Origin of the sequence: Bacteriovorax sp. DB6_IX (assembly GCF_000447775.1) — a bacterium.
Classification (GTDB): domain Bacteria; phylum Bdellovibrionota; class Bacteriovoracia; order Bacteriovoracales; family Bacteriovoracaceae; genus Halobacteriovorax_A.
This window is the reverse complement of record NZ_AUNJ01000318.1, coordinates 1-11147: the sequence shown is the minus strand read 5'-3', so window position 1 is coordinate 11147 and position 11147 is coordinate 1. Positions and strand designations below refer to the sequence as shown.

Here is an 11147-nt window from a genome sequence, read left to right as displayed (position 1 = left end):
CCTATTAGTTTGAACTAATTAATCCAACCTTTGTTAGGGCATTCATTAATTTTGAAAGGTCTGCTACTAGAGTTTCCTCTGAAACATCGTATTCATCTAAAATTTCATTAGAAACATCAAAGAGGCTTTTCCCCGCTTCGAGTCTCTTATAGATTTCACTCGAAACACCTTCCATTTTATAAAAGATATCTCCATCATCCATTTTCATTAAGATAATTGATCCATCACTATTCTTTCTTGTGACGACTTCTTCACTTAAGTTTAGTTGAAATTCTTTTAAATCATTTAAGTTTGCAAATTCCATTTTGTATCCTCAATCGTTATATCTAAAAACTGGTAAGTTAAAACAGTTACATTTATCGCAAGGTGAATTCTTTAGTCGTCCACCAGGTTTACGTAATTCTTGTCTAAAGTTTGAAAACTTCTCTCCAAACCATATTTCTTCTAGCGTATTTTGATGTATATTTCCCATCACTAGCTTTTGATAGAAATCTTCATAACATGGAAGTATATTTCCTTTAAGAGTTATCGACATCATAATAGAAGGTAAGAGGCATGGAGTTTTTTCTCCGGCACCATTTTGAATATCTTCAAGAATTCCAGATCGATTACTCATATCTATTTGAGTGTAATTATTATAAATCACTCTCTTTCTTTCTTCTTCATTCAATTCTTCATATGTTTTATCAAATATATAATTAGGCTTTACGTCTTCATGCTTTGTAATATTAAAAGCATCAACTCCAGCCTCTCTTAATTCATCAAACTTCTTCTTAGTTAATAAAGTTCCATTCGAATAGATCTGTAAGAGAACTTTTGGTAAACGCTGTTTTAAGAGTTTAGCAAAAGGTGCCAACTTCTTTGATAATAGAGGTTCATTATAAAAATGAAAGGAGACAATCCCCCTAAAATCAGACGCTTCCAATGAATCCAAAATCTTTTCAAAAGTCTTATCTTCCATGTCTCCTTGCTCAACCCTTTCATCAACAGAGTTGGGACAATAGGAGCAGGCCATATTACATCTCGAATTAATTTCGATTTCTACAATTTTAAAGAGCCTCTTATTTTCCGACATCTAATACCACAATGTCCTTTTCTTCAAATAGTTCACACAACTTATTATAAGAAGTATTCAATTTGTTTTTTACGTCACGAATCCCTAAGTAAACCCGCTGAGATTTCATAATCTTTTCCCAAACTTCTTTTGAGCACAACTCAATATAAGAGAAGATCAGCAATCCCTTCTTTTCTTCTATCGACTTCTGTATTGCCCCATCTAGAAATGCCAATACATCGGGAAATAAGTCCTTATTATTATAGTAGTCACTAACAATCAAAACATCATGACACAGAGCCTCTTTTTGAGTGAATGACTTTCTATAACGCTCAATGAACTGAATCCCCTCTTTTGAGAAGAATAATTCATTCCACTCTGAGCGCATTATGCTAAAAGCGGCAGCTCCATAGCGTTTTACAGCACGATGCTTCATTTTATTTATTTCTATCATTTCTACAGTATCAGCGAGATAAAACTCTCTATCAATAATATGACGGATCTTCTTGGCCTCAAGTAAATATGAAGCAATCTGCTCTCCTCTATAAGCAGACTCATCAAAAGCCGTTATTAGGGAGTAAGGCACTTGATAATGATCCTGGGTAATATCGAGATGCCCACCCCAGCCCGAGACTATAACTGGCCATCCTTCATTCAATGCCTGCTGAACACTAACACCATAGTCTTCAAATATATTCGTAGATAAACTAATAAAGACAGGATTAACGTATTCTTTCTTAGTCCATTCGTCTTGCTCAATAAATGGCAGAATTCGTGGAGCTTGTTTCCAACTTAGAGATTCAATTAAGCTTATGACTTCGACTTTAAACTGTGCTCTCTTTTTATACTCGACGTAGACTTTCTCTTGAGGATCAAAGTCTCCCAACAGAGTTAGCTTTACATTCAGATCATACTTCATTTGCAAACTGTGAACGGTATGAATTAAGCATTCAATATTTTTAGCCTCATTCAATCGTCCCGCATAAATCAGCTCCAAATTCTCTTTCCAGTCAATATCAGGAGAATCAATGCCATCAAGAATTAGGTTTCTTGGTATAACAGAGATTGATTTATCATCTAGACCAAATTCATTTATAAGGAAACCTTTCACAGAGTGGCTTAAAACCCAAATTCTAATTGATTTAAAAGGCCAGTGTCCCAGTTCAAAGAAAGACCTAACGAAGGAGCCAAACATTAATATATTTACAGTTCTCTCTACATTTAAATCTTCAAATGATACTTCACCAAGGTCTGGACAAAAAAAGTTATCTAACTGAAATTGATTTTCTAAAATATCTGTAACTCTTTTGTAGAGGAACTTTACACTTCTAAATGAGGAATCATATTCATTATTGATCATACGATACCTACTTCGACTTAAGCTTTAGAAAGAAAAGAAACTTAAGTACATTGAGAATATTTCCAAACTTTAAGGCCTTCTCTTCTCCACCTAATCTCTTATTCAGCTCAAAAGGAACTTCTTTAAATGGAACATAGAAGTGAGTGGCATGGCGAATGATCAACTCTAGATTTATCGTAAAACCATTCGATATCAAATTAAGCTTCTTTAGATTTGATCTTTTGTAGACAGTAATTCCATTAAAGTACTTAATTGGTACATTGAAAACAAATCGACAACCAGCTTGAAATACTCTAGAAAGAACTGATCGCAGTAGTGTTCTAACTTCAAAAGTATTTGAGGGATAAGAGACGCAAGGACAATCATATTCTACTGCAACGTTATAGCAATCAATAACTGTCTGAGCAGGAATCTCTCCATCACTTGGAATCCAGCAAATTAAATCTGTCTCAAAAAATTGCAGTCCTTCTTTAAAGGCATTACCAATATTCTTTGGAGTTTTATTATGAATGATAGCGATATTTCCATCGACGGCAGTTAAGCTATTTCCAATCTTTTCGGAATTATCCGTTGAGCCATCATTTACGAGTAGAACTTGATAGGGAATCTCATTCTTTTTCAAAGCAAAAGTGAGCGAATTCACAACACTTTCCAGCGCCTTTTCTTCATTGAGAAATGGAATAACTACACCAATGCTTTTCATAATAATACTATATATTTAACTCTCTTATTTATGTTATTATTCTAACATAGAATATGAATCAATTTTCACAAATTTGGGAATAATGAAGAATAATTGCTGCATCTGTAACTCCTCGGAATCAAGTCGTTTTTATCGTCAGGTAGACGAACATAGGTTAATGCTATGTCAAAAATGTAATTTGGTTTATCTCGACGAGTTTGATTTTGATGTTGAAGACTTTATTAAAGATTCAGAACAAAGTGCTGATGCTAAAGTAGAGTTTTGGAGTGTTCCCAATCTCTATGATAAACACCAAAAAGTCTTTGATCACTTTTTTCAACAACGCCTTGAGAGAATTCAAAAATATAATCTCCCTTTAAATTCAGCCTTAGATATTGGTATCGGTTATGGTTTCTGGGCCAACTATCTGAGAGAACATTGCCAGCTCGAAGTTGAAGGAATTGATATTGAGTCGACGGCCATTGATTATTGTCAAAGTAAGTATGAATTAGAAGCTAGGCTTCAAAGTTATGAGAGCTTTGAGACAGATAAAAAATATGATGCGCTCTTTATGTTTGATGTACTTGAACACTTTGCAAATCCACAAGCAATGTTAGAAAAGGCCAAATCAATGTTAACGAAAAATGGCTTCATTTATATTCAGGTACCCAATGTTCTTGGTTTTAAAATCCCGTATGGACACGGACTTGGACTCCCTTATCATCTTTGGCAATTTGATCATAAGAACATTCAAAAACTATTTAAAGAAGTTAATCTCGAAGTTATTCAATATTGGACAGGAAACCAAGGAATCATAGGTCACTATGAAAGAGGAGGACCTTCTCTATTAACTCAAGCCATGTGGAAAGTTGGAAACTTCTTTAAACGCGGAAATCGTCTACAGGTTATCGTTAAGCCTATCTCTAAGTAGAGTATAGTAATAAGCCTTGTCCACTTTACTTAAACTTTCTATCACCGGAACAAAGGCCCTAGTCAGTCTTTGTAAAACTTTTACTTCTGCATTCGGAATATAGTTTTCAAGAAAGTCTTTTCTTTGCTTTTGCGTTAAATCTAGAATTGAATCACTTTCAGGGTCATAAAGAACATTAAGTGTTAGCATCAGCTCTTTGTCATCACAAAACTCAATTAAATCTATTAGTTCATCAGTGTTATCTTTCATCACAAGAAAGTGTAAAGTAAGTGCAATATTGCCGTTAAAGACTTTTTGATTAAAGTCCCTAAGTTGCTCAAGAGAATTTAAAACAACCCTTAAATCTCCACCAAGGCGTATATTTGCATAACGCTCTTCTCTTAATGAATCGATACTATAGATAATATTTTTAATCTTTATTTTAGATAGCTTTTCAAACATTTCATTTGAAAACTTATAATGACCATTCGTTGTAAAAGACCATACACAATCAGGGTTTATTTTTGAGACTTCATCAATAAGCCTCCAAGTATCCTTTTGAATAAAAGGTTCCCCAGAAAGCATTTCAATCTCTTTAACATACGGAAAGAACTTTTCACGCATTTCTTCCCAATAATTAATCTTATCGTAAAAACCATTTGAAAGAGTCCATACATCACACATCTTACAACGTAAATTACATTGCCCATTGAAATTAGCTGTAAGCTTCACGGGCAACTCTTTCATCTCAGTATCAAATTTTATCTCTTCAATATAAAAATATGACCCACTACTAAGATGACAGGCATCTGCCTGTATCTCCTTCTGACAAATCTTCACATCACCACTTAGAAATTCATGACGCCACTTTTGCAAGTACTCTCCATTCCAAATTTCTTCGAGTGTATTATCTTTTAAGCTTCCGACAACATGCTTTGTTCCCTTTTGTCGACAAATGGAAATATCTCCATCCGGATTGAGAATAACATTTGTGAAAGGAACAATACAAAAGTTCTCAGGCAATTCAAGTTCAGAGTACTTTGCCAATATCTCCAAAGGAGTCATATGATACTTATTCATCATCACTCCCAATGTCCGTTGTATAGAGATTAATGGCAAAGTTAGCCGATTTATCTCTGATAATTTTACGTCCCTGAACTTCTAGAGAAGTCCATTTATAGTGGTACAAATCACGCCATTTCCCATTTTTCTTGTAGAAACTCTGTGAAGGAAGTGACTTTGATTTAACAAGTACAGGCTCCCCCTCTGGCGGCAACTCTCTTCCCTTTGAACCTAACTGAAGAAGCAGGTCAAAGAGTTTAGTTCCATCTGTTGCATATTCTTTTGATTTTGAGGCCAAGATAATATCAACTTCACCACTGTGTGGTTTGCAGCTCAAGTTAACAAGATAGAAGCCTTTGTCTTTGTTTCTTAGCTGAGTCTGTGCACAAAGATCTCTCCCTCTAGGGTCTTGAACTTTTACAAGAATCTCATCTTGAGCTTGTGTCGCATATAGCCCTACAGACTGTATTCTCTCTCCACTTTTAACAAAGTACTTATTCTTGACTTCATCAGAACTTGAAAAGGTATTTGTCCAACCATGTCTTGCATGGGAATAGATCGATTTAAAATTCGTTTCATGAACACCAGTAAATTGAACTGGGCCATACTTATTTGTTCGACCAACATATGTATCAGCATATGGAATATAGAATTGCCCAATATGTATTTCATAATCATCGACATGATCACTATCGACAACGATCCACATCCCAGGAAGAAGTGGTGGCATGGCCATCTTATCATCCCAGCCAATAATATTGATGGCATGGTTTGGCTTTTTATTACCGCCATAGAAATGAATTTCACGCCCTTCACTTGAGTAGAGTCGCGGCTTTTGGTGCATATACTGCATTGTCGAGACAACACCATTTTTTATAATAGCACGCTTAAGATCAGTAACATGATCTTTCGATAATTCTAACCACTGAATGCTTCGAGGCATATATCTTCGATAGCGAGAACTTTGTTTTGTAATTTGAGAAAATTTTTGATGGGGTTTATTTGCATAGTTTAATTCTGGTAAAGACCAAGCTGTAACCGCTCCCCCATTATTTGTGAGATATGCTGCGGCGGCATGAAAATCCCCACCTAAGTGAACAACCAATCCGTCTTCAAGATTGTCTAGATTTGAGCCACGGTACTCTTTTCCTTGTCCAGAATACCAACTGTCATTCACATGCTTATCATGTCCACTTCTTGTGAAACCGCTAAACTTATCCATGTGATATGGTGACAAAATTCTTGGTTCTAAAGTGCTATTAGTCCAAGCTTCATTAGAGTTTAAATCACTTTCTAAGCTATAGACTGAAGAGAATGCCCAACATGTTCCCCAAACCTGTTGCTTTGGTTCAGGTGCAATCCCGTTATCATAGAGATTATAATAATCAATCCCATTACTGCCAAAGGCAACTAAGGGAAGAAAGAAAAGTTGGGCCAAGTTACTGAGTTTAATCATCTCTTCAATTAAAACACAGTTCTATGCAAAAATCGGATCAACAGTCTCAACAATAGTAATTAAGTCCATATGTTCCTGTTTTAAAAAGCCTTCTTTGACAGCATTTTTAAAATGTTGAATTAAACCATCGAAGAACCCATTAAAATTGACGAGATAAATTGGCTTCTTATGATATTCAAGTTGTGCCCAAGTCACGATTTCACATAATTCATCTAATGTTCCCATTCCCCCAGGAATGGCCACAAAGATATCTGAGTAGTCATACATTTTTTGCTTTCTTTCATGCATACTATCGACCATCTCAAATTTAGTTAGTCCGTCATGTCCAACTTCCCAGTCAACAAGACTCTTTGGCATCACACCAATGACTTCACCATTTTCTTTTAAAACACTATCTGCAACTGCCCCCATAACACCGATAGAAGCACCACCATAAACGAGCCCCATATTATTAGAGACAATCTTTTGACCAAGATCTCTGGCCATTGCTATATAACTTTCACCTTTACCTGAGGCTGAACCACAGAAAACACATACATTTTTCATAAACCTTCATCCACTACTTTCATTATTCTTTGCTCATCAATCAGATGAGAATTCTTAGCTTTATCAATATAAAAGAAATACTCAGTATTTCCCGTTTTTCCCGTTATAGGAGAGATACAGAAGTCTTGAATATAGAATCCTTTTTCACTACACCAGTTAAGTAAATCGCAAATTGTTGTTTTAACAATCTCGTTATTCTTAACTAACCCCTTCTTTCCAATATTATCTTTTCCGACTTCAAACTGAGGCTTGACTAGAGCAACTACTTTTCCATCGGCCTTAAGTAGAGAAGTAATATTCTCCATCACAAGTTTTAAAGAGATAAATGAGAGATCAACAACGGCGAGATCCGCAGGCTCTTCAAGCTCCCATAGATCACGAATATTGGTTCCTTCTAAGTTTATAACTCTCTCATCTTCTACTAGCTTCTTCGCCAATTGATCACGTCCAACATCAATAGCAAATACTCTAGTCGCCCCACGAGTTAAAACATACTCGGTGAACCCACCAGTACATGCTCCAACATCGGCAACAACCATCTTCTCTGGATTAATATTAAAACGCTTTAAGGCCCCCTCAACTTTATGAGCACCTCTTCCAACATAGAGAGTTTCTTTCTTTATGATAATATCTTCTGATTGAGTTTTGAAAGAAGGCTTAAGGATCACTTCACCTTCTACAAGCACAACTCCCTCTTTTATCAGTTGCTGGGCCTGAGAACGAGTTTCAATTAGTCCTAGATCAACTAATCTCTTATCAAGACGATCTGCCATCTTCTACTTTACCCTTGGAGTTACTTTGATTGTTGTCTTTTGCCCAAGATCATCTTTTAATTCAATCGAACCAGAATGATTAATCTTAACAACAATTTTAAAGGTCTTCTCAGCTTGTGCCACACCAGTATTCTTAAGAGAGCCCTGCATTTCAACAATAGAGCTAGGCCCCAACTCTTCCACATCTTCAGCAAACTTAGCTTCAAGATCAACAAGAATTCCGTTCTTCATTCTAAGAGTGATTGGCTTGCCAGGCTGGACTCTTTCACGACTCATAATTTCGCTTTTAAGAATCATCTTTTTACCAAGCCCTTTCTCATGTGTGACTTCAATATCGACGAACATGACAGCGTAAACTTCGAAGGTCAAAAGTAATAAAGCTAAAATTCTTAACATAAACTTCCTTTATAAATCATCTTGGTCACTCCACCAAAGAAGACAATATCTTTTTCTTTCTTCACCGTAAGTTCTCCCCCTCTACTTTGAAAAACAAGAACTTGGTTCTTTTCATGTCCTTCATTCCATAGGAAGTGAGCACTTGCAGTAATTCCTGTTCCACATGAAAGCGTCTCATCTTCAACACCTCTTTCATATGTTCTGACTTTATATTGTCCATCAGAAATTTTTGAGATGAAGTTTGTGTTAACTCCATTCTCAAATAGCTCATGATAACGGATCTCTTTACCAGCACCGTAAACATCAACAAGCTCAACATCATCGACAAGATAAATACAATGTGGAACACCTGTATTCATATAATATGAACCCTTATGCTCAGAATATAATTGCGAGTTATCCACAATTTGCTGATCATAGGCTTCAGTCATTTCTATCCAAACCAGCTCCCCATCGAATTGTGCACGATAGACACCATTCATTGTAGAGAAGCTTAACTCGCTCTTTTGCGTCTTAGTCAAATATCTAAAGAAGTGTGCAATAGCTCTTGTCCCATTCCCACACATTGAGACCTCTCCACCGTCAGCATTAAGGTATCTCATATGAAAATCTTGAGCTTCACTACTTTCAACAAAGATCACTCCATCAGCACCAATTGAGGTGCGGCGAGAGCAAAGTTTTTGCCAATAATTTTTATCACTTACAGGCTGATTCCCCTCTCGATTATCGAGAAGAATAAAGTCATTTCCTGTCGAGCTATACTTATAAAAATCCAACTTCATGGCCTTGTTCATTTAGTATTCAGATAGTTATCATTATACCTTCAATTCTTTCAAAAATTCACCTAACTGACCAGTAAATCCCTTAATTTAGGGCCGATCAAAGGTGTATAATCATCAAGAGATCGCCTATGAAACCATGTAAGTTAGTCCTTTTAGGATGCGGAGACTTTGGCACCAAGCGAGTCAAGGCCGCGCTCCAACTAGAAGCTGTTGAAATAGTTGGGCTATACGACATTCAAACGGAAGCTGCAAAGGACTTAGCAAAGCTTTGTCCCAACGCTCAAATACTCGAGCGCTTCGAAGATATTGACCTTCTCGACTACGATGGTGTCATACTAAGCACATCAAATGACTCTCATTTAAGCCTGAGTCTCTATTTCTCAGAAAAAAATAAGTACGTCTTATGCGAGTCCCCACTCGTCAAAACAAATGAACAATTAGAAATTCTACGAAACCTAGACCATGGCCAATTAGGTTTTATCTGCCCCGCCAACCCAATCAGATACAATCCTTTAATAAAGGAAGTTGAAAGAGTACTCATGGAAAACACCATCGGAAAAGTCTATATTGTTAAGGTTTCCCTCGGTCATAATATTTCTGAAACAAAGAGCTGCTGGCAGTCAAACGACTCCATCGCAAGTGGCGGCGCCCTATTAGAAATAGGTCCAACAATTATCGGGCTAAGTCGAATATTTGGAAATATCCAAAAATACGAGGTTAAAACCAAGGCCTTTAACCCAACACTCGAAGTTGAAGACTACGCCTACGGTCATTTTGAACTCGACAATAATATTCTCCTGCACTTTGAGGCCGACTGGAACAAGTGGAATAATCACGAAACAGTAATTATTGAGGGAGAACGTGGAATCCTCAAGGCACCCCTCCACTCAAATAAACTTCTACTCACCGACAAACAAGGGGAAGTCACAACGATCTTCCCACAAAACGACAACGATGAACTCAGCAGTGAACTCGACAACTTCGCCCGCCGCGTCCTCGACAAAGAATCTTTCTTCATCGACATCAGCGAACAGGTCTACTATCTCCCCGCAATATTACGCAAAGCTCCCTAACTCAAAAAACGCATTTTTTTCGCACCAAGATTTGCATTTTCTCCCCCAAATAGAGTATCTTATAATCTCACTAATTGAGGGTCATTAGCTCAGTTGGTTAGAGCCCCCGGCTCATAACCGGGTGGTCGCAAGTTCAAGTCTTGCATGACCCACCATTCATGTCACTAGTTGAATTTTTGTCCAGTAGTGATCATTAAAAAGCCCAGTCTTCGGATTGGGCTTTTTTTGCCTAAAATTCTCTCCTAGAGTACAGTAACTATATGAAAATTATATTCGCTCTAATTTTTTCAATTGATATATTTGCTAGTGACTACTCTTACTACTCTTTTGGTCATGGTAAAACTGAAGTAATGGGTAAATTTGATAGCGAAATTGGTAGACGAAGATTTTTATCTACAGGAAACAATTTGTACTTCTCCTACGGAAAGCACTGGAAAGAATTCAAAATTGGATACCTATCAAATGAGATTCAACTCGACTTTTCAGATATGAGAGAAACCGCCAAGTATGGAAAAATGTATAGTTTGAGTTATGTCGCAAGAACTGGATTCCAAACAGCTCCGGCCTTTAAAGCATTTGGTGGTGCTACACTCACATACATGGATAGAATCAATAGTTCTAAAATTTCTCTAGGTCCTACCATTGGAGGGGAAATAACTCTTAACCACTTAATTATTTGAGACCTTATGAAGGCATTTGCAAATTCATTCCGAGTAAACAAAAAAGGGGAACTATTAAACAAAGTCTCTAACCCTAGATATGAATTCTTATTTAATGCATCTATGACTTTTCACGAAATTGGAAAAGATAGATTTATAGAGAGATTATTTTTTGGTTTTAGATACTACTATAAATAAATTAATTATTTGGATTACAAGTTAACCTAATTTTATCCATCTTACTCTTTGTAGTAATTAATATTTCTTTTCTTGCGTCGCAATTATCCGTCTTAACAATAAGCACATATTTCCCTTGCCTCAACTTCTCCATGAATTGAAATTGACCTTGTAAATTTAAAGAGCTTTCAAACAACTGCCTTCCATCCGTTAGTAT

14 protein-coding genes and 1 tRNA gene are annotated in these 11147 nt (G+C 36.4%); 4 read left to right on the top strand and 11 right to left on the bottom strand.

Annotation, left to right across the window (positions count from 1 at the left end; all coding sequences use genetic code 11):
• Window positions 1-4: 4 nt before the first annotated feature.
• From M901_RS09635 to M901_RS09620, 4 genes are read right to left on the bottom strand one after another with little or no spacing between them, the layout of a single operon-like run.
• Window positions 5-304 carry a PqqD family protein gene (locus M901_RS09635; RefSeq protein WP_021278007.1) on the bottom strand — a complete coding sequence of 100 codons (300 nt, stop codon included), beginning with the start codon at window positions 302-304 and terminating at the stop codon, window positions 5-7.
• Window positions 305-313: 9 nt separating this feature from the next.
• Window positions 314-1075, bottom strand: coding sequence for a radical SAM/SPASM domain-containing protein (locus tag M901_RS09630; RefSeq protein ID WP_021277998.1), 762 nt, complete (start codon window positions 1073-1075; stop codon window positions 314-316).
• Window positions 1062-2414 (bottom strand): glycosyltransferase, encoded by a 1353-nt coding sequence (locus M901_RS09625; protein ID WP_021277999.1) that lies wholly within the window; start codon window positions 2412-2414, stop codon window positions 1062-1064. Before M901_RS09625 ends, M901_RS09630 begins: the two co-directional genes overlap by 14 nt.
• A 7-nt stretch (window positions 2415-2421) precedes the next feature.
• Window positions 2422-3117, bottom strand: coding sequence for a glycosyltransferase family 2 protein (locus tag M901_RS09620; protein WP_021278002.1), 696 nt, complete (start codon window positions 3115-3117; stop codon window positions 2422-2424).
• A gap of 178 nt (window positions 3118-3295) precedes the next feature.
• On the opposite strand from M901_RS09620, the gene M901_RS09615 reads away from it, so the two are divergent.
• A complete protein-coding gene (locus M901_RS09615; protein ID WP_034721629.1) occupies window positions 3296-4027 on the top strand; it encodes a bifunctional 2-polyprenyl-6-hydroxyphenol methylase/3-demethylubiquinol 3-O-methyltransferase UbiG in 732 nt (243 codons plus the stop codon).
• Here the strand turns inward: M901_RS09615 and M901_RS09610 are convergent.
• From M901_RS09610 to dapF, 6 genes are read right to left on the bottom strand one after another with little or no spacing between them, the layout of a single operon-like run.
• Window positions 3995-5086 carry a radical SAM protein gene (locus tag M901_RS09610; protein WP_034721627.1) on the bottom strand — a complete coding sequence of 364 codons (1092 nt, stop codon included), beginning with the start codon at window positions 5084-5086 and terminating at the stop codon, window positions 3995-3997. The two genes, M901_RS09615 and M901_RS09610, sit on opposite strands and share 33 nt — an antisense overlap.
• Entirely contained in the window at window positions 5079-6524 is a 1446-nt protein-coding gene (locus tag M901_RS09605; protein ID WP_021278000.1) for a hypothetical protein, read from the bottom strand. The genes M901_RS09610 and M901_RS09605 overlap by 8 nt, the downstream gene beginning before the upstream one ends.
• Window positions 6525-6545: 21 nt before the next feature.
• A complete protein-coding gene (locus M901_RS09600) occupies window positions 6546-7070 on the bottom strand; it encodes a TIGR00730 family Rossman fold protein (protein WP_021277996.1) in 525 nt (174 codons plus the stop codon).
• Complete coding sequence (locus M901_RS09595; protein ID WP_021278008.1) at window positions 7067-7843, bottom strand: TlyA family RNA methyltransferase; 777 nt, start codon at window positions 7841-7843, stop codon at window positions 7067-7069. Before M901_RS09595 ends, M901_RS09600 begins: the two co-directional genes overlap by 4 nt.
• A 3-nt stretch (window positions 7844-7846) precedes the next feature.
• The gene (locus tag M901_RS09590; protein ID WP_021278001.1) at window positions 7847-8239 is read right to left on the bottom strand and encodes a hypothetical protein; all 393 of its coding nucleotides are present in this window, start codon (window positions 8237-8239) and stop codon (window positions 7847-7849) included.
• Window positions 8233-9021, bottom strand: coding sequence for a diaminopimelate epimerase (dapF, locus tag M901_RS09585; RefSeq protein ID WP_157679941.1), 789 nt, complete (start codon window positions 9019-9021; stop codon window positions 8233-8235). Before dapF ends, M901_RS09590 begins: the two co-directional genes overlap by 7 nt.
• A 128-nt stretch (window positions 9022-9149) precedes the next feature.
• Here dapF and M901_RS09580 point away from each other — a divergent pair, with 128 nt between their 5' ends.
• From M901_RS09580 to M901_RS09570, 3 genes are all read left to right on the top strand, one after another.
• Window positions 9150-10094 carry a Gfo/Idh/MocA family protein gene (locus tag M901_RS09580; RefSeq protein ID WP_021278004.1) on the top strand — a complete coding sequence of 315 codons (945 nt, stop codon included), beginning with the start codon at window positions 9150-9152 and terminating at the stop codon, window positions 10092-10094.
• Window positions 10095-10172: 78 nt separating this feature from the next.
• Window positions 10173-10249 (top strand) — tRNA-Ile (locus M901_RS09575).
• A 105-nt stretch (window positions 10250-10354) separates the two neighbouring features.
• Window positions 10355-10774 (top strand): hypothetical protein, encoded by a 420-nt coding sequence (locus M901_RS09570; protein WP_021277997.1) that lies wholly within the window; start codon window positions 10355-10357, stop codon window positions 10772-10774.
• Between the two features lie 178 nt (window positions 10775-10952).
• Here the strand turns inward: M901_RS09570 and M901_RS18025 are convergent.
• A partial coding sequence (locus M901_RS18025; protein ID WP_034721625.1) for a hypothetical protein occupies window positions 10953-11147 on the bottom strand: 195 nt, incomplete at its 5' end.

Excerpts from the sequence above, each read along its gene's own strand:
- M901_RS09635 (WP_021278007.1), bottom strand. The coding sequence starts at position 304 with ATGGAATTTGCAAACTTAAATGATTTAAAAGAATTTCAACTAAACTTA.
- M901_RS09630 (WP_021277998.1), bottom strand. The coding sequence starts at position 1,075 with ATGTCGGAAAATAAGAGGCTCTTTAAAATTGTAGAAATCGAAATTAAT.
- M901_RS09625 (WP_021277999.1), bottom strand. The coding sequence starts at position 2,414 with ATGATCAATAATGAATATGATTCCTCATTTAGAAGTGTAAAGTTCCTC.
- M901_RS09620 (WP_021278002.1), bottom strand. The coding sequence starts at position 3,117 with ATGAAAAGCATTGGTGTAGTTATTCCATTTCTCAATGAAGAAAAGGCG.
- M901_RS09610 (WP_034721627.1), bottom strand. The coding sequence starts at position 5,086 with ATGAATAAGTATCATATGACTCCTTTGGAGATATTGGCAAAGTACTCT.
- M901_RS09605 (WP_021278000.1), bottom strand. The coding sequence starts at position 6,524 with ATGATTAAACTCAGTAACTTGGCCCAACTTTTCTTTCTTCCCTTAGTT.
- M901_RS09600 (WP_021277996.1), bottom strand. The coding sequence starts at position 7,070 with ATGAAAAATGTATGTGTTTTCTGTGGTTCAGCCTCAGGTAAAGGTGAA.
- M901_RS09595 (WP_021278008.1), bottom strand. The coding sequence starts at position 7,843 with ATGGCAGATCGTCTTGATAAGAGATTAGTTGATCTAGGACTAATTGAA.
- M901_RS09590 (WP_021278001.1), bottom strand. The coding sequence starts at position 8,239 with ATGTTAAGAATTTTAGCTTTATTACTTTTGACCTTCGAAGTTTACGCT.
- dapF (WP_157679941.1), bottom strand. The coding sequence starts at position 9,021 with ATGAAGTTGGATTTTTATAAGTATAGCTCGACAGGAAATGACTTTATT.
- M901_RS09580 (WP_021278004.1), top strand. The coding sequence starts at position 9,150 with ATGAAACCATGTAAGTTAGTCCTTTTAGGATGCGGAGACTTTGGCACC.
- M901_RS09570 (WP_021277997.1), top strand. The coding sequence starts at position 10,355 with ATGAAAATTATATTCGCTCTAATTTTTTCAATTGATATATTTGCTAGT.